Origin of the sequence: Pseudomonas sp. WS 5412 (assembly GCF_012985615.1) — a bacterium.
GTDB classification, from domain to species: Bacteria; Pseudomonadota; Gammaproteobacteria; order Pseudomonadales; family Pseudomonadaceae; genus Aquipseudomonas; species Aquipseudomonas shahriarae.
This window is the reverse complement of the sequence record NZ_JAARMB010000006.1, coordinates 97,282-119,926: the sequence shown is the minus strand read 5'-3', so window position 1 is coordinate 119,926 and position 22,645 is coordinate 97,282. Positions and strand designations below refer to the sequence as shown.

Annotated in this window: 23 protein-coding genes; 8 read left to right on the top strand and 15 right to left on the bottom strand. The window is 54.5% G+C overall.

The window, feature by feature from the left end:
• Positions 1-80: 80 nt before the first annotated feature.
• Positions 81-2,153 carry a TonB-dependent siderophore receptor gene (locus tag HBR94_RS10675; protein ID WP_170044760.1) on the bottom strand — a complete coding sequence of 691 codons (2,073 nt, stop codon included), beginning with the start codon at positions 2,151-2,153 and terminating at the stop codon, positions 81-83.
• Positions 2,154-2,613: 460 nt separating this feature from the next.
• Here HBR94_RS10675 and HBR94_RS10670 point away from each other — a divergent pair, with 460 nt between their 5' ends.
• Entirely contained in the window at positions 2,614-3,909 is a 1,296-nt protein-coding gene (locus tag HBR94_RS10670) for an OprD family porin (RefSeq protein WP_057958017.1), read from the top strand.
• Positions 3,910-3,984: 75 nt separating this feature from the next.
• On the opposite strand, the gene HBR94_RS10665 is transcribed toward HBR94_RS10670, so the two are convergent.
• The 4 genes from HBR94_RS10665 to HBR94_RS10650 form a co-directional block, all read right to left on the bottom strand.
• Positions 3,985-5,550 carry a M48 family metallopeptidase gene (locus HBR94_RS10665; protein ID WP_169959960.1) on the bottom strand — a complete coding sequence of 522 codons (1,566 nt, stop codon included), beginning with the start codon at positions 5,548-5,550 and terminating at the stop codon, positions 3,985-3,987.
• 12 nt (positions 5,551-5,562) lie between these two features.
• Entirely contained in the window at positions 5,563-5,928 is a 366-nt protein-coding gene (locus HBR94_RS10660; RefSeq protein WP_057437096.1) for a hypothetical protein, read from the bottom strand.
• 37 nt (positions 5,929-5,965) lie between these two features.
• Complete coding sequence (locus HBR94_RS10655; RefSeq protein WP_170044759.1) at positions 5,966-7,312, bottom strand: CHASE2 domain-containing protein; 1,347 nt, start codon at positions 7,310-7,312, stop codon at positions 5,966-5,968.
• A 136-nt stretch (positions 7,313-7,448) separates the two neighbouring features.
• A complete protein-coding gene (locus tag HBR94_RS10650) occupies positions 7,449-8,327 on the bottom strand; it encodes an EamA family transporter (protein WP_057958020.1) in 879 nt (292 codons plus the stop codon).
• A gap of 119 nt (positions 8,328-8,446) precedes the next feature.
• Between HBR94_RS10650 and HBR94_RS10645 the strand changes: the two genes are divergently transcribed.
• Complete coding sequence (locus tag HBR94_RS10645; RefSeq protein WP_057958021.1) at positions 8,447-9,244, top strand: helix-turn-helix transcriptional regulator; 798 nt, start codon at positions 8,447-8,449, stop codon at positions 9,242-9,244.
• A gap of 43 nt (positions 9,245-9,287) precedes the next feature.
• Here HBR94_RS10645 and HBR94_RS10640 read toward each other — a convergent pair whose 3' ends face one another.
• Positions 9,288-9,578 (bottom strand): DUF3077 domain-containing protein, encoded by a 291-nt coding sequence (locus tag HBR94_RS10640; RefSeq protein WP_120731269.1) that lies wholly within the window; start codon positions 9,576-9,578, stop codon positions 9,288-9,290.
• A gap of 933 nt (positions 9,579-10,511) precedes the next feature.
• Between HBR94_RS10640 and HBR94_RS10635 the strand changes: the two genes are divergently transcribed.
• The 6 genes from HBR94_RS10635 to HBR94_RS10610 all read left to right on the top strand — a co-directional run bounded on the left by HBR94_RS10635 (position 10,512) and on the right by HBR94_RS10610 (position 17,930).
• On the top strand, positions 10,512-13,592 hold the full coding sequence (locus HBR94_RS10635; RefSeq protein ID WP_170044758.1) for a TrlF family AAA-like ATPase: 3,081 nt from the start codon (positions 10,512-10,514) through the stop codon (positions 13,590-13,592).
• A 110-nt stretch (positions 13,593-13,702) separates the two neighbouring features.
• A complete protein-coding gene (locus tag HBR94_RS10630; RefSeq protein WP_170044757.1) occupies positions 13,703-14,362 on the top strand; it encodes a hypothetical protein in 660 nt (219 codons plus the stop codon).
• Entirely contained in the window at positions 14,362-15,204 is an 843-nt protein-coding gene (locus HBR94_RS28630) for a CoiA-like domain protein (RefSeq protein WP_170044756.1), read from the top strand. Before HBR94_RS10630 ends, HBR94_RS28630 begins: the two co-directional genes overlap by 1 nt.
• A complete protein-coding gene (locus HBR94_RS10620; protein WP_262383384.1) occupies positions 15,176-15,742 on the top strand; it encodes a hypothetical protein in 567 nt (188 codons plus the stop codon). Before HBR94_RS28630 ends, HBR94_RS10620 begins: the two co-directional genes overlap by 29 nt.
• A gap of 557 nt (positions 15,743-16,299) precedes the next feature.
• Positions 16,300-17,280, top strand: coding sequence for an ImmA/IrrE family metallo-endopeptidase (locus HBR94_RS10615; protein WP_170044754.1), 981 nt, complete (start codon positions 16,300-16,302; stop codon positions 17,278-17,280).
• A complete protein-coding gene (locus tag HBR94_RS10610; RefSeq protein WP_170044753.1) occupies positions 17,277-17,930 on the top strand; it encodes a hypothetical protein in 654 nt (217 codons plus the stop codon). The genes HBR94_RS10615 and HBR94_RS10610 overlap by 4 nt, the downstream gene beginning before the upstream one ends.
• Here the strand turns inward: HBR94_RS10610 and HBR94_RS10605 are convergent.
• From HBR94_RS10605 to HBR94_RS28900, 9 genes are all read right to left on the bottom strand, one after another.
• The gene (locus HBR94_RS10605) at positions 17,911-19,059 is read right to left on the bottom strand and encodes an integrase (RefSeq protein ID WP_170044752.1); all 1,149 of its coding nucleotides are present in this window, start codon (positions 19,057-19,059) and stop codon (positions 17,911-17,913) included. The two genes, HBR94_RS10610 and HBR94_RS10605, sit on opposite strands and share 20 nt — an antisense overlap.
• Positions 19,056-19,262: a hypothetical protein gene (locus HBR94_RS10600; protein WP_025858917.1), complete on the bottom strand. Its 207-nt coding sequence runs from the start codon at positions 19,260-19,262 to the stop codon at positions 19,056-19,058. Before HBR94_RS10600 ends, HBR94_RS10605 begins: the two co-directional genes overlap by 4 nt.
• Before the next feature lie 63 nt (positions 19,263-19,325).
• The gene (locus tag HBR94_RS10595; protein ID WP_170044751.1) at positions 19,326-19,526 is read right to left on the bottom strand and encodes a hypothetical protein; all 201 of its coding nucleotides are present in this window, start codon (positions 19,524-19,526) and stop codon (positions 19,326-19,328) included.
• Positions 19,523-19,798, bottom strand: a complete 276-nt coding sequence (locus tag HBR94_RS10590; RefSeq protein ID WP_170044750.1) for a hypothetical protein — start codon at positions 19,796-19,798, stop codon at positions 19,523-19,525. Before HBR94_RS10590 ends, HBR94_RS10595 begins: the two co-directional genes overlap by 4 nt.
• Entirely contained in the window at positions 19,786-20,226 is a 441-nt protein-coding gene (locus HBR94_RS10585; RefSeq protein ID WP_170044749.1) for a hypothetical protein, read from the bottom strand. The genes HBR94_RS10590 and HBR94_RS10585 overlap by 13 nt, the downstream gene beginning before the upstream one ends.
• A gap of 75 nt (positions 20,227-20,301) precedes the next feature.
• Positions 20,302-20,973, bottom strand: a complete 672-nt coding sequence (locus HBR94_RS10580; protein WP_262383383.1) for a Rha family transcriptional regulator — start codon at positions 20,971-20,973, stop codon at positions 20,302-20,304.
• A 23-nt stretch (positions 20,974-20,996) separates the two neighbouring features.
• Positions 20,997-21,272, bottom strand: a complete 276-nt coding sequence (locus HBR94_RS10575; protein WP_170044747.1) for a hypothetical protein — start codon at positions 21,270-21,272, stop codon at positions 20,997-20,999.
• A 33-nt stretch (positions 21,273-21,305) separates the two neighbouring features.
• Positions 21,306-21,689: a helix-turn-helix transcriptional regulator gene (locus tag HBR94_RS10570; protein ID WP_170044746.1), complete on the bottom strand. Its 384-nt coding sequence runs from the start codon at positions 21,687-21,689 to the stop codon at positions 21,306-21,308.
• 127 nt (positions 21,690-21,816) lie between these two features.
• Entirely contained in the window at positions 21,817-22,578 is a 762-nt protein-coding gene (locus HBR94_RS28900; RefSeq protein ID WP_170044745.1) for a helix-turn-helix transcriptional regulator, read from the bottom strand.
• Between the last annotated feature and the right edge of the window lie 67 nt (positions 22,579-22,645).

Sequence of the window (22,645 nt, the reverse complement as noted above, 5' to 3'; positions counted from 1 at the left end):
CTCCCACATTTGATCTTCACTGTTTTGAGCAAACTGATCGGCATTAGGGCTAGCCCGCTCCCCCATGAGCCGCATGTGGCTTAGAAGTTGTACGTCCCCGTTACCACCAGGCTGCGCGGCTCACCAAACTGGATCTGGTTGGCGCTGGTCGCCGACGCGTAGTACGTTTTGTCGCTGATGTTATTGAGCGCCGCCTTCACATCCCAGTCCTTGTGCCGGAACCCGGCCAGGGCGTCCCAGCGGCCATAGCCCGGCAACACCACGGTGTTGGCGTTATCGGCATAACGATCACCCACCAGGGTCAGGCCGGTTTCGGCGTACCAGCCCATTTCCGGTTTCCAGGTAACGAACAGGCTGGCGTTGCGCTTGGCCACGTCGCTGATGCGTTTGCCTTCAAAGCCATTGTTGTCTTTCACCACTTTGGCATCCTGTACGCCGATGCCGCCGCGTACATACCAGTTGCCGACGATTTTGCCGGTGGTGGTCAGCTCGATACCACGGGAACGCTGGATTCCGCTGAGCAGGGTGATCAGTGGCTTCTCCGGGTCGCGGGTGCGGCGGTTGTAGAGCTCCAGTTCATACACGGCGAGGGTGGTGCTCAAGCGGTCGTCGAGCCAGTCGCTCTTGACCCCGATTTCCTTTTGCTTGGTCAGCTCGGGGCTCAGGTCATTGGTATTGTCCGTCGCATTCGGGGTGATGCCGATCAGGCCGCCGCCGGTGGGGGAAAACGTCTTGCTCCACGACGCGTAGAACGAATGGTTCTCCACTGGCGTCCACACCACGCCCAGCCGGGGGCTGGTGTTGTGGCTGTCGACCTTTTTGCCCAGGTTGATGATTTTATTGGTGGTGTCCACTTCAAAACGGTCGTAGCGCAAACCCGCGAGCAACTGCCACTGATCGTTCAGGCGCAGTTGGTCCTGCACATACAGGCCTTGGCTTTCGACCTCGGTGTGATTGTTGCTCGAGATCGTCATCGGCCCGGTATGGCTCAGGTGGCGGTTGGGGTGGTTCAGATCGAGGCCGGGCACTGTGGCCGTTACCGCGCTGTACAACTTCGGATCACGGCGCTGGCTGCCCAGCTCCACGCCGGTCAGCAGGCGGTGTTCCAGGCCAAAGGTATTGAAGCCACCTTCGAGTTCGACGTTATTGAATACGTTGCGCGTCGTCAGGTCTTGCTGCCAGCGCTGGCGCGCGACGGTGTTGGTCTTGGGGGCGTAGCCGTTCAGGTAGGTGTTGTCGAAGTCACTGTCGAGCTTGAACACGCCCAGGGTGTGGCGCAGTTGCCAGCTGTCGTTGAGTTCATAGGCGAGCTTGGAGCGCAGGGACTGAGTGGTGTCGTCGATATAGTCCCGTGGGTCGCCGTAGGTGGTGTCGCGGCTCACATCGGCCGGGCGCCCGCGCACGCCGGGGATGCCACGGTCCGGGGTGCGGTCGTAGCGGCTGTATTCGTATTGCACCAGCCAGTTCAGTTGCGGGGTCAGTTGCCAGCTTATCGACGGCGCGAACAGTTTGCGGTTGCCGCTGATGCCGTCGCGGAAGCTGTCGGTGTCCTCGTTGCCCATGTTCAGGCGCAGGCTGATGTTCTCGGTCGGGTCAGCGCTCAAGTCGGTGTACAGACTGCGCAGCCCGTTCGTGCCGCCCTGGGCCTCGAGGCTGGAAGCACGCCCGGCCTGGGGCATTTTGCTGACGCGGTTGACGATCCCGCCCTGGCCACCACGGCCGTACAACACGGCGGCGGGGCCCTTGAGCACGTCGATGCGTTCGATGTTGTGCAGGTCGCGTACGTACTGGCTGTCGTCGCGGATGCCATCGAGGTAGAAGTCGTTGCTGGCATCGAAGCCACGGATGCGCAAACTGTCGAAGCGCGTGTCGGCGCCGCTGCTGACGTTGGGGATGCCACTCAGGGCCTGGCCCAGATCGTTGGTGCCGTAGGCGCGCAGGTTCTCGGTCTTTACCGAGTCGATCGCCTGGGGCACGTAGCGCACCGGCGTGCTTGTGCGCGTGGCGGTGTTGGTGTCTTTGACGCGCGGGTCGTCCTCGTCAGCTTCGGCGCTGATGGAGGTGGCGGGCAGTGTGGTCGCGGCGCAGGCAAATCCGGCGCACAGCAGTGCGGAAAGCCCAAGGGTTATGGGCGTCAGGCGAGAGGCAGGCATCTAGGGGCGTATCCGTAAGAAGGAGGAAGAAAACGCGCGAATGATAATGCTTGCTATTTGCGCGCGTTAATCATTCCTCGACCTTCCACGAAAACAAATGTTTCAAGATGTGTTTTTTATAGAATTTTACGCCGCAGGGGAAAATGCGTTACCCACCAGCGGCTTATTCAGGCGATGAATTGGCCGAGCGTATATATCGCGTAAATAATGGCTAAATAATATCGCTTAGACTTTTTTTGCCTAAATACAGACGATTCACTAAATTGACATGCGGCTGAGGGCGCGGATAGGATTCGCCTCAACGCCTGTGGCTAACCGCCATGACTTCCCTATAAAAAAAGGCCCGCGGCATATTCGGTCGTCCGCGGGCCTTTTTTTATCCGGGGAAAGTTGATACCAAAAAAGCCAAATGGAGCCAGGTGTCACAGCGCGTACTCAACCAGTAATAAGGAATAAGAAAATGTTGAATAAACGGATGGGTCTGATTGCTCTGGGGATTTTGAGCGCTACTCAGGCAATGGCAAACGACCAGGAGCAATCCAAAGGCTTCGTGGAAGACAGCCACCTGAACATCGCGGCGCGTAATGCGTATATCAGCCGCGATTACAAAGACGGCGGTAAAGATAAAGCTGAATGGGGCCAAGGCTTTATCGGTAAGTTTGAGTCCGGCTTCACCCAAGGCACCGTCGGTGTGGGTGTGGACGTGATCGGCCAATACGCCATCCGTCTGGACGGTGGTAAAGGTCGCAGCGGCGCTGGTGGCATCAACTTCTTCAAGCAAGGCGACAGCGGCGCAGCACCACACGACCTGGCCAAGGGCGGCGCAGCCGTCAAGGCACGCATCTCCAGCACCGTACTGAAGTACGGTGACCAGATGCCAGCCGTGCCGGTCCTGCAGTACGACAACTCCCGTCTGTTGTCGGAAACCTACACCGGTACCTCGATCGTTTCCAAAGAGATCAAGGGTCTGGAGCTGCAAGGCGGTTACTTCACCAAGGAAGCCCAAAAAGGCGCCGAAGGCACCGACAGCGGCAACCTGAAAAACATCGCCTACCTGGGCGGTAGCTACAAATTCACCGAAAGCCTGTCGGCCGCGCTGTACGCATCCGACATGGAAGACGTGCTGAAGAAGCAATACGTCAACGTCAACTACGTGCTGGCCCTGCCGCAAGAGCAGTCCCTGACGTTTGACTTCAACGGCTACAAGACCAAGCTGGACAAGAGCTTCGCCCAGCTGACTCAAGGTGATGCCGACGCTCGCGACAATAAAATCTGGAGTTTGGGCGCCACTTGGGCCTTCGGTCCGCACAGCCTGACCCTGGCACACCAGCGCAGCACCGGTGACACCGGCTACATGTACGGCGGCTACCGTAACAACACCAAGGGTAGTGGTATCGGCGACGGTGGTAACACCATCCTGCTGGCCAACTCCTTCTGGTCTGACTTCAACGGTAAAGACGAGCGCTCCTGGCAGGTCGGCTACGGCATTGACTTCACCACCTTTGGCGTACCGGGCCTGAGCTACAACATCGCTTACGTGCGCGGCACCAACATCGACGACGGTAGCAACCGTGGCGATGGCACCGAGCGTGAAATCTTCAACCAGTTCAAGTACGTGGTACAGAGCGGCCCGGCTAAAGACCTGAGCCTGCGTGCCCGTGCCTCCTGGTTGCGTGTTTCGACCAACGCCAACAACTACAACGTTGGTGGTAACGAAATCCGTCTGTTCGCCGACTACCCGATCAACGTGTTCTAAGATCGTGCGTCGTGCCTGATACCAGGCAATAAAAAACCCCGACGTGTCGGGGTTTTTTTATGGCTGCCTGAAACCTTACGCCTTGACCTGCGCCAACTTCTGGCAGTTGGCCTTGCGTGTCGGGTACTGCCCGCATTTGCGCAGTACGCTTTGCACCTGTTGGGTGTTCTGCAGTTGCTGATTGGCCAGCAGCTTCTCGGTGATAAACAACTCTTCCGAACCCAGGTGGCGCTCGGCTGTGTCGATCATGGCCAGCGCGGCCTTGCCATCGCCGCGCTTGAGGTAGTAGCTGATCATCAAGTCATAGGTCGAAGGCCCGGCCAGGGACCAGTCCCTGATCGCCTGCAATTGCTGGAGCGCCTCGGCGTTTTTGCCCTGGGCCAGGCGCACGGCGTAGGCGGTGCGGCGGATGTTCGGCTGGTCCTTGACCGGCGAGCTCAAGGCGCGCCGGATAAACGCATCGGCCTCGGGCACCTTGTTTTTTGCCAGGGCGGCGGTGGCGGCGTAGGCGTCCTTGTAACCCTGCATGGCCTTGGCCACAGGGGCGGCGTCACGCACCTTCGGCCAGTTCGTGGTGTTGACCCGGGCGCGGCGCTCCTTGCGGTACTCGCGTTGCAGGTACTGGCGCAGCTCGGTGTCACGGTCGATGGCGGACATGTGGGAGCGGTTGAAGTAATCGGTGGTAGCGGTGATGGTATTGGTCAGGCCGTCCTTGACCAGCACGTCCAGCTCCTTGGTAAAGCGGTCGAGGTTGAACTGCTGCAATGAGTCTTGCATCGCGTCCTTGCGGGCGGTGAGAAAGCCCGTCAGCAATGGTTTCTGCTTGCCCTGGAAATCATTCAGGCGCTCTAGGCTGTGGGTGGCCGCACGGGGCGCGTAGCCGGCCCGGATCATCAGGTCGGTGCCGAGCAGATCGGCCTGGTCTTCCTGGCTGCGGCCCCACGCAGTGCTCCACACGTTGTCGGAAAAACTGTTGGCCAGCGAGGTATACAGCACAGTATTGCCGATGGTTTTTTGCGTGCCGGCCGGGTCTTTGCTGAACAGTTTCATGGTGCCCGAACTGCGGTCCACCCCGGTGTTGGCCGCCACGGTTGCCAGGGCCACAGTGGACGCCACGGTGGTGAACATATCCTTCTGCTGCTGGAAGGCAGCGGCGCGGTCATGGTGATGCAACAGCACATGGCTCATTTCGTGGCCGAGCATGGCGGCGATTTCATCTTCGCTGCCGACGTTCTCCAGCATGCCCAGGGGCACGAAGATATTGCCGTACGGGTCCGCCGACGGCCCGAAGGTGTAGCTGTCGGTGATCTTCACCTGCAACAGCGGCAACTGCCCCGGCCAGCCCTTGGACAGGCGCGTGACGATGCCCTGCAAGTACACCTGCAGCATCGGGATATCCACCAGGTTCTGCTGGCGTGCCTCGGCGGCAGGTACGGTGCGCCCGTCGTAGCTCAAGCGCTGCTGGCCCGCGCGCTGCGGGTCGAGCTTGTAGTACTGGCGCACGTCGGCGTTATCCACATAGTGGCCTTCGACGCGCGACTGCGTCGATGGCCCCACCAGGTTCATAAACGCCTGGTCTGCCCCCTTCAAGGTGGCGCAGCCGCTGAGCAATGCACTGGCCAGCAATAGATATCCCTTCACCGCGATACTCCCTTATTGATTGCAGCCGGCACCGTAGCCGAGGGTGGACTTGTTGTTACTGTCCTTGGCCAGGCTTTGGGGCATGAGCTGGCACGGCAGCTCGGTGACGTGGAAGGGCGGCTCGATGCGCAGGTCCCCGGTATCCAGCCAGACTTTCTGCCCAGCCAGCTCCACCTGGACCAGTTCCAGTTCCTTGTTGAGTTTCAACACCTGAACGGGTTGCTTGGGTGTGTCTTTGCGGGCGATTTCCCGCTGCAGCTTGCCCTGCTCGTCCACCACCTCCACCGGGTCGGCCAGGAACTCCTTGATGACGTGGGTTTCGGCCAGCACACCCTGGCTGTAGAGCGCGGCGAGTAACACGATGAGGATTCTGTTCATCCTTGGTTTCCTTGAGTGAGACGACATGGCGGCACCCTCAGCGGCCACGGTCGAAGAAAGCTTCGATCCGCTCGCTGAACAGCGCCAATGACAGCAAAACAATACCCAGCACGTTGACCAGGGTGATGTGGTTCAGATACAGCACCCAGCACACCGCCAGCAGTACCAGCATCACCAGCCCCCACGACGGGTAGGGCGAGGTGAAGAAGCGGGTTTCTTGATCCCGCCAGCGAGTCCAGGTTTGCAAACCGGCCAGGCGCCGGGCATGCAGGGCCTTGAGCACGATAATCAGCGCCAGCAGCCCAAGCTCCAGAAAGTCTACCCAGTGCAGGTTCAACCTCGGGAAATTGGCCGGCTCGCGGTCGTAATCCATGCCCTTGTTGATCAGGTTGTCCAGGGCCATGGCATGCAGGTAAACCCCGGGGATCAGGCCATGCACGGGCGACTGCACCAGGTCGCCGGTGGAGGTGATACTGGCCCCGACCATCACCAGCCGGTCGCGCAGCAACCCGGCCACCAACGCCTGGTCTTCCGGCGAGCTGACCTCCAGGTCGCTGGCCGACAGGGTCAGGCTATACGGGCAACGGGCCTGGGCGGAGTCGTCGAGTTTCCAGAACACCGCCTGGAACAATTGCGCTACCCCATCCAGCACAAAGTTGCGCGGTGGTGCGCAGTGTCGGATATCCGCGATCTGCGCCTGCTGCGGCGCCAGCTTCAAGCCCCACTGCACGGCGATCGGCTGTAGCTGTGCAGCGGCTTCAGCATCCCGCGGCAGTTGGTCGGCACACGGCTGGCCCTTGCAGAACTGGCGGTACAGCGCCAGGGCCGGGGTTTCCATTACCCCCAGCGCGGTCGGCATCGCCAAGGGGTACTTGTCGTCCACACCGTCCCAGACCACCAGCCCTGGCTGGCTGAACGCGGCAAATTGCTCAAGGGTATTGGCCTGCCCATTCTCGCCCCGTGTCACCCCGGTATTGGCCAGCAGCAACGGAATGCCCCGGCGCTGATAGCGCTCGAACACATTCGCCAACAACTGGCTGCCCCGCGTCGGGTCGCCCAGGGAGTGATCGTGGCTGTACAGCAAATCCACAAACACCGCCTTGGGCTTGTAGGCCAGCAAGCGCTTGAACAACTTGCTCTGCTCGCTATACGGCATCGGCCATGAGGTGTTGTTGCGCATCAGGTAGGCGTCGTCGATCAACACCACGGTGATATGTTGCTGGCCGGTGCTCGGGTAATTGCTGGAGAACATCCGGTTGAGCCACTGGGCGGATGCCTTGTCACTGGAACTGGCCAGGCCGAAGGGGTCGAGCACCGCCAGCAACACGATAAAAAACGCGAGCAAATAGCGACGACGATTAAAAAGCGGCGGGTTCTTCGACATCCATGTCTCGATAAAAAACGGCGGGTGCTGTTGGGGGCAGGGTTCCCGCAGCGAATGCATGGGTTTTAAAGGACGGGGAGGGGGGTGTCAATTAGAAATATGGCTAAGTGCCATCTTGCGCGCGTCGCCCTTGGCATCAAGCGGCAGATGACGTCCTCGCTGGGCGCGATTTCACTAGCCCCACTGCCAAGGCCGACAAAATCAGCGCAATCGAGATTCCCTCGTTGAGATCGACCTGATGCCCCAGCAACAGCATGGAGCCGGTGACGCCAAACACCGGGATCAGCAACGACAACGGCGCCACTTTGGAGACCGGGTACTCGCGCAACAGCAGGTTCCAGCCCCAGTAACAAAAGTGCGTGGCCGCGTACACCTGGAACAACAGCGAGAACACCGTCAGCCACTCCATATGGGTGACCAGCGCAGTGAACGGCGCCGATCCATGGGCCAGCCACGTCAGCAGCAGCAACGGCAGCGGCGGGAACAGACTGGCCCACACCACAAAGGCAAACATCTCGCGCACTTTTGATTGCTTGATGATGACGTTGCCCACACTCCAACTGAACGCACTTACCAGCAACAGGCCATAACCCAGGGTTGTCGCCTCGCCCGGACTGCTGGCGATAATACCGACCAGTCCTACAGCCGCCAGCCCCACCCCGAGGATCTGGCCGACGCTCAGTTGCTCGCGAAACAACAACACCCCCCAACCCAGGGTAAAAAACGCACTGAACTGGATCAACAAGGCTGCCGTGCCAGGCGGTACACCCCATTCAATCCCCAGGTTGATCAAGGCCCACATTGCCACCCCGAAAATCAGCCCGTAGGCCACCAACCACTTCATGGCAATGGCCGGGCGCCGCACAAAAAACACCCACGGCAACGCCGCCAACGTAAAGCGCAGCGCAGTCAGCAACAGCGGATCAACCCCCGCCAGCCCCAACTTGGTAATCGGAAAATTCAGCCCCCAGACAGCCGTCACCAACACGGCCAGGGCCAGATGCTTCTTTTGCATGGTGTTCTGATTCCACAAAGCAGCGCCGGCACCTGTGTGCGCCAGCCAAGGCGCAACTATGCGCAATAGGCGCGATGGCTCGCTTGCACTATCAGGTCATAAATCATTAAATTCGGGCCATGCGCCAAACTGACATCGACCCCTACGAAAACACCCCCCGCGACGCCGTGGTCACTGCCAACGACTATGCCGATGGCCAGCACTTTGCGGTGCATACCCATCGCCGCGGGCAATTCGCCTACGCCGCCTGCGGCGTGATCACCGTCTTCACCCAACAGGGCAACTGGGTGGTGCCACCCCACCGCGCCATCTGGGTCCCGGCGGGCGTGCCCCACGAAATGAGCATGAGCGGCCCGGTGACCATGCTCAACACCTACATCCGCCCCCACGCCGCAACCCGCCTGAACCTGCCCGCGCAATGTCAGGTGTTCGGCGTATCGACGCTGCTGCGCGAACTGCTGACCCGCGCCATCGACATACCGGCGCTGTACGAAAAGGACCATCTGCACGGCCGCCTGATGACCCTGCTGCTCGACGAAATAGCCGACATGCGCCCCCTGTCACTCAACGCCCCACTCCCCAACGACCCCCGGCTGGCCCCCATCTGCCGCCACCTGCTGGAACAGCCATCACTGGAAACCAGCATCGACGACATGACCCAACGCCTCGGCATGAGCCGCCGCACCTTCACCCGCTTGTTTCGCCAGCAAACGGGCATCAGCTTTGTGGAATGGCGCCAGCAAGCCTGCCTGTTGGCGGCGGTGGTCAGGTTGGGGAACGGGGAGTCGGTGACCCGGGTGGCGATTGATTTGGGGTATAGCAGCTCGAGTGCGTTTACGAGTGTTTTCAGGCGGGTATTGGGGGAGGTGCCTAGTCGGTACTTTGCGAAGAGTTCGGTTGCTTGGGCTCAGGCCTAATGAGCATTTAGGCGCCCGACGCACAGCATCGGGCGCGAACGGCTTACTGCGGCTCAGGCCCCTCGGGCTGCATGGCCAGGAGCACATCGTCGAGGATCGCTTTACCCATCTCGCCCAGGTAGTGCGAAGAAAACGCATACTTTTCCCCGTCTACATCCATGGCGGCATCGAGCGAGAGAACATTGGCGTAGTAGAGCAGGTGGGAGGCGTGTTCAAGGGCTTCCTGGAGGGGAATGCCGGCATTGACGCGGAAGACCTTCATATCGTGTTTGCTTTCGCCACAGTCTGCGAAGGTTACGGCACCGAGGGTGGTTGCTGGGGGTGAAGTGTTCATTGCTGGCCTCCGGATAGTGGAAGTCGGCAAATGCTACCCAAGGAGCGAATGGTTTCAGGCGGTATTTCGTACGGCATAGCTAACTCCCTTTGCATGAACAAAAAGAGCTGCCCCAGACGTTTCCAGGCGAAAGGTGGCAGCTGTACGCGGGCTGGAAACCGAGGCAAAAGGAACCCGGCAGGCACAAGGCCTCCCACGTACAGCCGCCAAAAAGCACAAACAACAGGCATAAAAAAAGCGCCTGCTGATCGATTGACGACGCTGTAGCGTCCTTAAGCATCGGGTTTCCAGGCCCGGTCACTGATGAGCAGCGACGGGGAGGAGGTTAGCGCGATGGCTTATGGGCTGCAACTTGCAGGGTGTGGGATTTTTCTGGTGGAGCAGTTCTCCGGAATATCGGCGGTTCTGAGGCCCAATTCCCAGAAACAACAAAGCCCCCGCATTTCTGTGGAGGCTTCGTTTTGTATGGTACGGCACCAGACGAACGGTAGCGGTCAGCGGGGCTAGGTTTTCTGCGGGTCTGGAAGTCGGTGGAAAATTTGGCGTATCCGAACTAGTAACTATAAATAAATCAGCTAGTTATGGATTTCTGTGGAGTCGAATCCGGGACATCTTGAGATGTCACCATGGAGTAGTAAATCTACTGAATTCGAACGTTGTCGACCATCACCTCCGTAGAGAATAGGCAGGAGTTCGCCAAAAGCTGTCGTGGCGACAGACAGCAGACGGCTAGACGCGGACGCTTACCACCTTTCGCACATAAGCTTAGGGCGGCAAGCTAGGTCTCGGTTGACTCAACGCAGGCCGTCGAGCAGAAGATAGGCTCGTCTAAGAAATGATTGTTTTTTAACCCCCTTCTTGCTAAGACTGAGCGCAAAGGTGGTAAAAGGCCACTCGTCTAGTTTTTGCCGTTGACCAGTGGGGGAAAGGAGCATGGACGCAGCGAGCTATGAGCGCGGCTCAGAGTGGCGCCAGTGGGACCTTCATATTCACACGCCGGCATCATTCCACTGGCAAGGCCAACGATTTGATGCAAAAAATCCGGACTCAGCGGAAAACCGTGCACTGGTAGACGAAATGATCAAGGCTCTCAATCAAGCAGAGCCCGCTGTGTTTGCTTTGATGGATTATTGGACATTCGATGGATGGTTCGCGCTTAAGAGACGACTAAGTGAACCAAATGCTCCTAAGTTGGAGAAGACAGTATTTCCTGGAATTGAACTACGGCTAATGTCCCCTATGAAGGGGCGGCTAAATGCGCACGTCGTCTTTTCGGACAAAATCGATAACCAAACGCTGAATGACTTCAAGGCTGCGCTAACCGTTGAATTGGTCAACAGACCTTTGTCGGATACAGCACTACGCAGTCTTGCGGGAATTGTCACTGCTGAGAAGTTAAAGGCCCATGGGTTTTCAAAGTCTGATGTCGACTCGGCTGATGCTACTGCATTAAAGGCTGGCAGCACTATTGCGGAAATTAATTGCGATAGCTACAAGGAAGCAATTGCAGCAGTTCCAGAAGGAATGGCAATTGGCTTCATGCCTTATGACACTCACGATGGACTCGCTGAGGTGGACTGGGTTGAGCACTACGCCTTCTTTATTGGGCTAGCGAAAAATTCACCTATATTCGAGTCTCGAAATCTGACAATGCGTGATGCATTGGTCGGGGTTAGAACCTCTGAAAATGAGCGATTCATTGATAGTGTTCAGCGATCTTTGAAAGACTTACCCAGATTAGTTGTGGCTGGCAGCGATGCCCATAGGCTTGTGGGCACCCCTGGCGATCCAGACAAAAGAGGCTACGGAGATTTCCCGTCTGGGAAGATTACTTGGATAAAGGCTGATCCTACGTTTCTAGGCTTGCAGCAGGCCATCAGAGAACCGGCTAAGCGATCATTTATTGGCGCCAAGCCCCCAAAAGTAGATGAAGTTGAAAGAAATAAAACTTTCTTCATTGATAAGGTAGAGATTAGTAAGATTGGGGGGGGGACTACCTCTGGGGATTGGCTGGCTGAGACGGAACTTCCTCTGAGTCAAGACTTAGTTGCAATTATCGGTAACAAAGGTAGTGGGAAAAGTGCTCTGGCAGACATTTTGGCCTTGCTGGGTAACTCTAAGCAGAAAGCACATTTTTCTTTTTTAAAGAAAGATAGATTCAGAGGGAAATCCGGTGACCCGGCGAAGAACTTTGAGGGCAGGCTTACATGGGTTAGCGGTGCGTCTGAAAGCCGTAACTTGAATGATGATCCGCCTGAGTCAAAGGTCGAGTTGGTTCGTTACATTCCTCAGGGGCATTTCGAAGAGCTTTGTAACGCACATATCAGTGGAAAATCCGACTCCTTCGAAAATGAGCTGCGAGCAGTCATCTTTTCTCACGCAAGTGAGTCGGTCCGACTGGGAGCACTTGATTTCAATCAATTGATTGAACAGCAGGAAGGAGAGTACCGAGATCGTCTTGGTGATTACCGTAATGATCTTAGAAAGCTTAATGAAGAAATTGCATACATTGAAGATCAGGTTAGGCCTGAAGTAAAAAAAGAAGTGACTGAATTGCTCATTCAAAAAAATAAGGAAATTGAAGAGCATGAGAAATTAAAGCCTGAAGTTTTGCCGCTGCCCGACACTAAACTAACGCCTGAGCAAAATGCTGCGTCTCAGGAGCTAGATTCTATAGCTGTGGCTCTGAAGGAGAAGGCAGAGGCGATTGAAAGAATCGTCAGTGAAGAAGTTAGTCTCGCGAGCAAATTGAAGGCTGCCCTGAATGTACGTGGTCGCATGCTGTTGTTAGACAAAAATTACAAACAATTCATTGCTGACTCCCAATCTGACTTCGAGTCTTTAGGAGTTGATCATGCGGATTTGGTAAAGATTGAATTTGATTTTGGCAAGCTAAGTGAGGTCATCACCTCATCACCGGACAAGCAACTCGAGTGTTCACAAAGGGTTGCCGATGTCGAGGCCGAGAAACAGAAAATACAAACTAGGCAGTCAGAATTGGAAGCTAAGCTGGCTGAGCCCCAGCTGCTTCACCAGCAAAGCTTGCAGGCTTTGCAGCAGTGGAATGAAAAATTTGATGAGCTTATTGGTACGTCAGTAGAGCCAGAGTCGCGGGCTGGGCTTCAGACCAAGATTGCTCAAATTGAACTCCTACCTCAGCGACTTAATGAATGTAAGACTCGGCGCGAAGAGATGGCCGAGCACATATATGAGGTTCTCGACTCCCAGCGTAAAGCGCGTGAGACTTTATTTGCACCAGTTCAAGAGTTGATCAAAAGCAATAGTCTCATAAGAGAAGAATATAAGCTCCAGTTCCAAGCAACGCTTGGGGCTTCAGCAGACTCAATTGCGGCGTCTTTATTCAACCTCATAAAGCAAAACGCTGGTGAATTTCGAGGAGAGGACGAAAGTTTCAATGTGGTGCGACGCCTCGCCGAGCAGTTCGATCTTAATCAGAAATCGCAGGCATTAGATTTTGTTCGAGATTTGAATTCAAAAATTGAAGCAGCATCCAATAGTAAGAGCCTTGGCGCAAGCTCCATGTTGCGCAAAGAGATTGTGGCGAATCAGGTTTACGATTTCTTGTTTGGGTTAAGCTTCTTGGAACCCAAATACTCTCTACTTTTTCAAGATGCTCAGATTGAGCAACTCTCTCCTGGTCAGAGAGGGGCGCTACTTCTAATTTTCTATCTCCTTGTCGATAAAGGACGAACGCCTATTATTCTTGATCAGCCAGAGGAAAATCTGGACAACGAAACCGTGGTAAGCCTGCTAGTTCCAGTCTTAACTGAGGCCAAGAAGAGGCGCCAAATAATCATGGTAACGCACAACCCAAATTTGGCAGTGGTTTGCGATGCAGAGCAAGTTATTTGGTCGGTTTTTGAACGAAAGAATAAATCAAAAATTTCATATCATGCGGGCTCGATCGAAAACCCATTGATTAATCAACAGGTAGTGAATGTGCTTGAAGGCACGATGCCTGCATTCAGCAATCGAAGAATCAAATACCATTAAAGTCTAGAGGCAAGGGAATGCTTGTAAATCCATATCATACTAAAGTTTTGATGGAATGCGCTCATTGGGCTGATCGACTAGCCAGGTCGGATCTCATCAATGGTTACATAGTGGATGAAAATGACTATACTTCAAATTTTTTGGCTAATTTTCGTCGAGAGATTAACTCTCGGAACGTAGTTGGTCTGAAGGCAGTCGCTTATCGATTAACTCCAAGAATTGAAAGAAGATTCGGTGCTGATGGTTGCATTATTATTGATAACGGATCGAGCTATAAGGTTGGTATTTTTGAAGCTAAATGGCCCGGGGTACAAATAGAGAGAGGTCCGTGGGATTATATTCAGAAATCTGCTGGAGTCTCGCATTTCGATACTCAAGTTAAGCGGCAGTCACAATGCAGTCGAGATTTCGCTATCTGGGAAATGTTTTATTGCGATAGTCATTTTGAACAGCAGCCTGGTGGTTACTCTGACTACGGGTCGGCGTGTGTAGAACATAAAAATGCTGCTCATCACGTGAATAATCGGAACAATAATTTTCCTTGGAGTGATCGGGAGTTGGAGTCTATGTTAGCTTCCTCCACTTCCATTGAGTTTGTAATCAAAGATATCTGTGAGTGCCTTCGTGGAAGGCCACTAAATATTAGGCCCTATGAAAAGGCTTTCGATGGAATGAACCTTCCACAGGAGATTCTGTTAATAAAGTCTGCCAATCAAGACGAAAAGCCCTATTCGCCTGAGTTTTCATATACGGATCACCCGGAAATATAATGCAGTACGCAATTGTTGGGGAGCAGCGACTTGAGCCGTTTCGGGGGGGTAGGGGAAAATGCCCTATCTGTGGATCGGTGATGATTGCCAAATGTGGCCCGCGCATACTTCACCACTGGTCCCATTTTGGGCGAAGAAATTGCGATGCATGGTGGGAGAGTGAAACGATCTGGCATCGTGATTGGAAGTCTCAGTTCCCCGCCAATTGGGCAGAGGTACGCCATCAAGCTCCGGATGGTGAGATCCATAGAGCTGATATAAAAACTCCCAAAGGAATCGTTGTGGAGATCCAGCATTCTCCAATGAGTGATGCAGAAAGGATATCTCGCGAGCAGTTCTATAAAAACATGGTGTGGGTAATCGACGGCAGAGATTTTAAGCGAAATTTCGATATCTATCACATGCTGCCTAGTCCAAACTCAAAACTTGCTGATGATATCGTCTGGATTAAAGCATCTCGACCTATGCAGGGAGCAGCTAGAGGAATTTTTTTCAAATTAACAGAGGCGCTTGAATACACTCCAGAGGCTAATAAGAAAACTTTAAATAGCGGCATTATGCATTTTTTCAATGAAATAGAACGCGATATTAAGCTAGAGTTTCGAGGCCACCATCAGTACGACTGGGTTCGTCCGAGAAGAACATGGCTCGATTCTTCATGTCCCGTCTTTATTGATTTTGGATGGGATTGCCTAGTTAAACTTTCTTTATATGATGAGTATGCACTGCCTTGTATTGTGTTGGTTTCGAAATTTCAATTTATTCATGACACAATGACAGTAAGTCATGCTTCTGAAATTTGCGGAGTACTCGATGATCTCTGGACCATTGGAAGGCATTAAGCTTTCTAGTAAATGCACTATTTCCCAATATATGGATATGTTGGCTGCTCAAGATAGAGTTGCAATAGCTGATTTTATTGAGCAAAGATTTTTGGAGAGATATCTAGATCCAGTGACAGTGGGGTGCAATAGTAAGAACGGTTTTTCTATCATGGCAATATCTTGCTTAATGATCGAGGCGCTAGAGTGTTTTGCGCAGGGGCGTAAAGACTCAAAACAATTATCGAGGCGTATGTTTCATGATTTTTTTGATTGTCATCAACAGTTCTCGTCCTTTCGGGCTGTTGCCGATGACTTTTATGTCCACGTTCGATGCGGCATTCTCCACCAAGCAGAGACAACGGGTGGTTGGCGTATTGTTAGAAAGGGCCCTTTGATTGAGGGGAAAGTAATTAACGCGACCCAGTTTGAAGGAAGGCTGCGGAAAGCACTTAGCGACTACTGTGCTCGATTGAAAGCTGAGGATTGGAACTCTTCCGTATGGGAATCCTTCAAGCGAAAAATGGACTCTGTCTGTGCGAATGCGTCCGCACTATGACTCATCGCAATTTATTAAAACCTCGTCTGCAAAAACTATATTTAGTTAATCGGAAAAGTGGAAGGATTTATTTTCACCCGTAATATGCAGGCAGTGAGTACGTCGGGTGGTAAGTAGCCAGGTGAGGACGTAAACGGCAGAGTGGAAAAGACGGGTGCGCCCAGCCCCCCCCAATCCCCAGAAACAACAAAGCCCCCACATTTCTGTGGAGGCTTCGTTTTGTATGGTGCCGGCACCAGGAGTCGAACCCGGGACCTACTGATTACAAGTCAGTCCCGTTAGCGATGTGTGATACGGGGTCTAGCGTATTATTTGTACGCGGAGATGCAATTTAAAGCCCCGATTTCCGCGCCTCCAGCCTCCTAATGTACGCGCCATCTGAAGCCGTTTATACCGGCTGAGGGCTGTGCACAAGGCTGTGGATAACTTGCGTGAAACGCAAAAAAGAATTATGCTTTGCGTGACTTTTCAGGGGCGGGCCGATGTCTAACCGGCATGCAGAAAAGCTCACACCTGACTATTTCTTATGTCATTAACGTCTGAATGGAGGCTTTGATATGACTGAATCCATGCAAAGCCTTTACAGTGCGTTCCGAGCCCACGGCCTGCCTAAGCGGCAGGTGCAAGCGTTCCTGCCTTCATGGTGGGATGACGAGATAGCTGAAACGCCTAGCGGTCTCCAGCAAGCTAAGTTCATCTTGGCGCGGGCATTGAATCTGAAGCTGCGATCTATCGCCGAGACGCCTGCGCGTATCGAGTTTGACTTGCCTGAGCAGCGTCGATTCAGGCTCATCAAAGGCACGACAGCGGACGATGTTGAGCTCGCTGTGGCTTTGGCTCGCAGTGCATCCAAAATCGTACTGTCTAATATCGAGCGTCCTTACGTACGGCCGGCAGCTGCAGCGGACATTCGTAAAAAGATATTGTCCTCTGGTAAACCTTGGGTGGGCTTGAGCGACCTATTGGACTACTGCTGGGAGTGCGGCATTCCAGTAATCCATCTTGCGTCTTCTATTATGAAGAAAAAGATGGACGGTATCGCAATGTCTACGAACGAGCGCCCGTCGATTGTGCTCTCGTCGAAGAAAGAGTGCGGCTATCTGCTTTTCCACCTCGCTCACGAACTCGGACACATAGCTTTAGGGCATGTAGATGCCAATGGCGCGATCGTTGATACGGAAATTGCAAAAAACGATGACGGTCGGGATGACGATGAAGTTGCGGCTGATGAATTTGCGCTTGAGCTTCTTGCGGGTAAAGCATCAGCGAAGTTGCGGCTGGGTCGCTTTATGCCGGCCGCAGATCTCGCTAGAGTTGTAAACAACTATGGCGCTGCGAACCATATTGATCCAACACATGTTTTGTTGAATTGCGCTCATAACGGTAATTTTTGGCCGTTGTGTACTAAAACGCTTAAGCTTTTAGCTCGAAATGTGAGTGATAAAGCTTTGGTGTCTAGCTATTTGTTTTCAAATCTTGCAGAAGAGATTAAAGAAGATAGTCTCGACTTGCTAAGGGCTCTAGTTGACCCTGAATGATCCTACTGTCCGATAACGACTTGGTGGTCAAGCTTGCACAATGTGACCTTCTTCAAGAAACTCTCGTTAGCTTAGAGTCGGGCGCCAATGATTGCTTCGTGCTTTCTAGCCTTCCATACAGCCTTCGTCTTAAAGACCCAGATAAATCTATCGAAAAGTATGTTGGAAGCGTACAGGCTTACGAGCGAATCTGTGGATTTCTCGAGCAGTGCAGCGTGCTCAATGACGCGAAAGTTGATTTTGACTTAATCGATCATATGCAAAAAATCGATGAGGTTGATCCTGGAGAGTTTGCTTTATTTCTGCACGCGAACGATCTCCACGGCAGCGGCGAACAGTTCAAAATACTGACCGGAGATAAGAGAGCGCTATCGGCTATCTGTTCCTATGAGCATTTTGATACGGCATTTTCTTTCCTGCCGGATAATGTTGATTGCTTAGAATCTTCAATGTTAAGGCTTATCGACTATGCCGGATATGAATTTGTCAACGAGCGGGTTTCGGTCGCTCGACAACAAGTAATTGAAAAGAAATACGATAAAGTTCTTCGTTTTGCATTTGGCGAAGGCCGGGACGAAAAACATTGTACTGAATGCCTTCGCAGTTACATGCTTGATGTTGTAAAGCTATTCAATCCCCAGATGGGTTGACTGTCGGTACGCTCAGGTCGTACACATCCATCATAGATTCGTCTTTGTGGCCTGACGCCTGCTGCTTGTCCGCCCGGGTGCCCACGGTATCGGTGATGCCCTTGCGCTTGAAGTCGTGCATCCCGAAACGTTGCTCCTCAATGAGCACTTTCTTTTCAATGGCCTGAACGATCAGTCGCTGGAAGGCTGTATCAAGCCCCGACTTCGACAACTGTCGACCGGTGGCGGCAATGATCAGGAAGCGCTGGTCTGCGCGGATCGGCACCGGCACACGCTTTCGTTCCCACGTCTCCGACCTGATGGCCTTGGCCGCATCCCACGCCGCCCGCAGCCTGGGCGTCCATCGAACAATATTGTCCCGGCTCCCCTTGCGGCGGTTGGTGAGGACGCCTTCGGCGAGCTCGTTCTCGTCGGTGAGCGTGATCGTCTCGATACCGCGTAGGCGGCAGAGGTAGCCGATTTCCATCACATACCAAAGGTAAGGCGAGCAGGCTCCGGGCTGGCCGCTCTTGAGCTGGCCTTGTTGTTTCGCGAAACTGATCAGGTTAATCATGACCGTGTCGTCTGGCAGTCGGCGCTGTTTGCGCTCCTTGGGCGACTCGATGCCCTTTGCCGGGTTGTCCTTCACGAACCCACGGTTGCGGCCCCACTGCATCACACGGCGCAGGTAACGCAGGGCGTGAGCGGCCTTCGATGGCTTGCCCTCCTGGGCGATCTTGTCGATGATCCGCTGAATCAGCGCCGGCGTGAACTTGAGCACCGCCAGCTCGCCCAGCGGCTTGCCGAGCTTTGTCGGGAACGCCAGCAGCACATCGCGGGAGTAGACGTAGTCGTCGTGGGTTTTCGGGCTGAGGACTTTGTACTGGTCGCTCTTGTGGAATTCGTCACAGAGGTACTGCAGGCTGTCGCGGTCTACGCCGTTGCGTTCCTCGATCAGTCGGTGGAGCTCTGAAAGCGTCACGTTGCCCGCGCACAGGTTCTGCCGCTGGCGCCGGCCGGCCTCATTGAAATACAGGATGTACCAGCACCCCGCCCCCCGGTGGTCGAAATACACCGAGCGTGGCAGGGCCGCCTGGTCAATATGCCCAGGGATGTTCGGGTTGTGCTGGCGCTTCCTTCCTCGCTTCATACAATGTCCGCGTCATACTTTTCTTGATCGATTGGCTTGAGCCCGCCCGCCTGGTTGACCAGGTCCACGGTGGTCCAAGGCCCCTTCCTGCCGAGGAATATCCGTATTCCTTCCCCGCGCAACGCCTTCTCTACGTCAGCACGCCGCGTATAGCCGGTGATCCGCTGTAACTCCTCAAACTCTATAACTCTAGCTGCGCTCATGTCTGCCCGCCTTCGTGTCGCGACACGTCTTCGTTATACGCGGATGGTGTCGCGACACTTTCACTAATCATCGCCGCGCCCATCCGAATCAGTCGCCACATGCAGGTTCAGATTGAAGCGGCACTCCTGGGCCAGGCGCATCAGTTCGCCGATCTTGGTCTGGTCGTCCTGCAGCATCTGGCCCAGGCGGACCAAGCGAGAACCGAGGTTGGCCAGCTCGCCGGCACGGTTACGGTGCGTCACTACTCTTGCTTCGCTGCTCATAGCTGGAACCTCTCGTCGCCTGGTGCGGGGGCGGCCTGCAATGGGGCGATTTCAGCCGATGAACTGGCCTGAGAGGCCCGGCCCGCCTCGCTTGAGGGGGTGGCCTGCTGCTGGTGCTGAAGCGAGCTATCCGGCAAGCAGCTTATCCCGGTGTTGTTCAAGATCCAGCAGGTGACGCCTCGGGCGCTGTCGTGCTGGACATCGATCAGTTGCTCGCCGGCGGAGGCCTGGCCAACGATCAGCAGCAGGGCAATGGTGATCAGTTCGCGCATGGGTGCAACTCCTCCAGGCGGGCCAGGCGCATTTCATCGTCGACGTTCATGTCTAGGTCGTGGCCGAAGAACACGGTGTCATAACGCGCAACGCACAGCGCGGTATCGATATCGGTGACGCGGTTCCGGTCGCGCAGCCATTCGTAGCGCTTGGCGTTCGCTGCCATCTTCACGCGGTCGTCGATGTGCATCGAATCGGTTGGCGCACGACTGGTCGCGGGCAGGCCGATCACGCTCAAGGCCAGGCACGCAGAGGCAATCAACCAAACGGAAACGCCAAAGAAGCCAGCAACAACTTCAAACTCTGATGAACTTCCGATCAGATTTGGAGCGAAGTGGATCAACCAAATACCCGAGGCAGTGATGTAGGAAAGCATCACTGTCAAAATTAAGAAAAGCCGTGTAGGTGTAACTCGCATAGACTTCATTTGTTTTCTCCAGGCAAGCCGAGGGCGCGCCGATAACTTGGCTATCAATGAAAGTTGAGGTTTTGCTTGGTGGCGCTAGTGTTGTGTGCTGGAACTACCGATAAGTAGCGATCCGGCGTACTTGACGAACTCTACTGTTGCGTCCCTTGCCTTCTTGGCTGCCTCCTTGTGGCCCTCGCCAGCATCGAGACTGGCCTTGAGCTGATTACGGAACACTGCCTGCAAAGTTGTCAGCAGTAGTTGCTGATCAAGGGTCAGACTTTCACGCTGGCCAGCGGCAATACCCATTGCCGAATTGATCGCTTTGTTGGCGTTGATATGGAAAATCTTTTCTGGCGTGGTGCTACCGCGCTCTTCTGCGCGAAGTGCAAGGGCTTTAACTTCGTCGTGCATCTCCTTGTACAGCGGCAGGTACTGCAAGTTGCTGACAGTTTCCTTGTTGCGTGCCTCACGAAAGGCCATGACCAAATCGGCCTTGAGGTCGACAACAATCTCGCTATTGCGTGTGAGCGAGAGCAAGAAATAGCTCTGGTCTTCGTTGAGCAGCGCGAATCGCTCAGCCTTACCGCCGCCTTGGGCGCGCTTACCAACCTCCGTTTGAAACGGAAGATGGCCAAACCGATGAAACTTCGGCTCGTACCGATCAATCAGCTCAATCGTGCTTTTGTGGTTGTTGCCCAGGTCCATGGCGATCAGACGGCTATCAATCCGTGGCTCGCCTCGAAATGTGGTCACTTGAAGATTCATGCTGCCTCCGACTATGGGCATGATTAAAGGTAACCGTCTTGAGTGCGGGCCTTGACGATCTGATTAACTTGATCGGGTGTGAACGTCAGCGCTTCCTGGAACCCACTGGAGGCCGTGCGTGCGCGCTTCGGCTCGAACCCCAGGCGCATCACATAACGCCGGGCCGCGCTGCGATCCATTTTGATCTTGTCCGCCAGCTCTTTAAGCGTGGTCAGCTTCGGCACTGAACTCTCAACATGGACGCTCGGCGCGGACATCTCGCCAGCCTCGGAATCAATCGCGATGGTTACACTGATCATGGGCTGATCCTGTCTTAGAAGTTCAGGGCTGGGTTATGCGACTTGGCTGGATTCGGCACGACGAACCGTCATGCGAAGTTCAGTCTTGCGCTCACCACCACGGCGGATCTTGAGCATCTCATCGGTACTGGATGCCCCGTGGATGGCCAGAATCATCGCCAGTACGGCGGCAGGGGAGATCAAGCCGCGCTTGAATGCTTCGGCTACCAGGGCGGCGCGGCGGGTGACGCCGAGCTTTGTGGTCAATGCAAGTAAACGCTTCTTGACGCTGTCCTCGCTGATACCGAGCGCCTTGGCGGCTTCCTTCCCGGTAGCGCCACCAGCAACGGCCAGCAGGCATTCCAATTCACGCGGAGCTGCACCACGACCGAGAAAGCCGATGAAGCCGTGAGCGGTGATCGAGGATGCTGTGGTCATGCAATGAACTCCATGCTGGGGTGCGATGGAGTGGAATTTACAACCATATTTTGTATGTTGCAAATAAAAACTGTAGATCAAGACGAAAAAAAACCAGGAAGTCCTGGATTTTTTTTCGGGCGCACCTTTACCACAAAACGGAAGACCAGAAGACGCGCCCAATGATACTGATATCTCTCTGGTCCATTTCCTCTAAGGAGTACTCTTCGTCTGGATACTCCTCACGATTAAAGCTGCGCAGTCTAATGCCGCCGTCAGGCAGCCTGTGCAGCGTCTTCACTCGCAAGTGGCCACTTTGGTTTATCGCGTAGGTTTTCCCGTCGCGGACTACTGTAGATCCCGTATCAACGCCGATTGTGCTGCCATCCGGCAAAATGGGGCTCATGCTGTCGCCATGCACAGTTACACATACAGCCTTGTCATACTGTACGCCCTGGGCTCGCAGTGTGGCTTTACCAAACCTCAGTTTGCGCTTACTCGACATCTCTACTGCGGTTCGCCCAGATCCTGCTGATACCTCAACTTCTTTGAGAAAAGGTACGTAAACCTCATCGTCATCGAGTGGCGTTTCGTCATCCCACGCAGAGATAGGCCCGTCAAGAGTCGCCTCTAATTCGGCCTTGCGATCCTCGTAAGCCTCTCCAAGCAACGCTAAGGCTTTGCTGGTTTCATCGCCCGGTTTTGAATCAAGCACCGACGAGATAAGGGCTGTCGGAGTTATTCCTAGCTCATGCGAAAGCGAACTCAGCATCTTTGGCCTAGGTGTAGACCTGCCGGACTCCCATGCCTGTACCGATTGAGGGGTGATGCCCAGCCGCCTAGCAAGCTCGGACTGACTCAACCCTACTCGTTCGCGGCCTTCGGAAATTATTTGAGCGGTAGTTTTCATAGAGTTAAGAGTACAGTCGGTTGTTGTAGTGGTCACTGCAAAAAATGTTTGTATGTATCAGTTTTCA